This window comes from Streptomyces sp. NPDC002130, from assembly GCF_040296465.1.
Taxonomy (GTDB): Bacteria; Actinomycetota; Actinomycetes; order Streptomycetales; family Streptomycetaceae; genus Streptomyces.
This window is the reverse complement of record NZ_JBEOXI010001110.1, coordinates 1-1,141: the sequence shown is the minus strand read 5'-3', so window position 1 is coordinate 1,141 and position 1,141 is coordinate 1. Positions and strand designations below refer to the sequence as shown.

At 61.9% G+C, this 1,141-nt stretch carries 1 protein-coding gene; it reads left to right on the top strand.

The features are described 5' to 3' along the window. Positions 1 to 101: 101 nt before the first annotated feature. On the top strand, positions 102 to 1,141 hold a 1,040-nt coding region (locus ABT116_RS48830; protein WP_351648034.1), incomplete at its 3' end, for a sugar transferase.

Genomic DNA, 1,141 nt, shown 5'->3' with positions numbered 1-1,141 from the left:
GCCCCCGTACGTATCGAGCAGGGAGCGCACGGCGTCCGCGCCGCCCTCGTCGCGGAAGGAGAACTGGTCCGGAAGAGTATCGGCGAATCCTCGTGTCCGCGATGAGATTGTTCGGGGTCATCGCGATCGTGAGCCTTCTGCTTCGACTCGACATCGCCCGGCTGTACCTCGCTTTCGCATTTCCCGTCGGGCTTCTCGCACTACTTGTCAGCCGCTGGCTGTGGCGTGGGGTGATCGTACGACGTCGTACGCGCGGAGAGTGCCTCACATCTGTACTGGTGGTGGGCAGCAAGGACGCCGGCGCTGAACTGGCACGAAACTTCGAGCGAGGTAGTGCTGACGGTTTCCGCGTGGTCGGAGTGTGTGTGCCAGGTTTCCTTCGGCGCGCAGACGAATCCATTGCGGTCGACGGACGTGACATACCGCTTCTCGGCGGTGAGACGTCGGTTGTCGAAGCATTGGAACTGGTCGGCGCAGACACCGTTGCCGTGACGGCAACCGAGCATCTCGGCTCGGACGGTATCCGCGCGCTTGCCTGGGATCTGGAATCGCGGGACGTGGACCTGGTCGTTGCGCCCAGCATCGTCGATGTGTCGGGCCCACGATTGTCGATGCGCCCGGTAGCAGGTCAGCCTCTGATTCGCGTCGAGCGACCGAAATATCATGGTGCGCAACGCTTTGCGAAATCATCGTTCGACGTAATTTTCGCGTCATTGATACTGGTAGCAATTGCACCTGTTCTCCTGGCCGCGGCTCTGGCGGTCAAGCTCTCGAGCCCGGGCCCGGTGTTGTATCGAGCGGAGCGAATGGGACTGGACGGCAAACCATTCCCGATGCTCAAGTTCCGTTCGATGGTCCAGAATGCGGACTCGCAGGTGTCGTCGTTGATGGCCCAGAACGACGGCGCCGGTGTGCTCTTCAAGATGCGCGACGACCCGCGCGTTACACCGGTCGGGCGCTTCCTGCGCAGATACTCGATCGATGAACTGCCTCAGTTCGTGAACGTTCTTCGTCGCGAGATGAGCGTTGTAGGCCCCAGGCCGCCGCTGCGTCGCGAGGTCGAGGCATACGACGGAACAGTCAGTCGCAGACTTCTCGTCAAGCCAGGCATCACAGGGTTGTGGCAGGTCAGCGGACGATC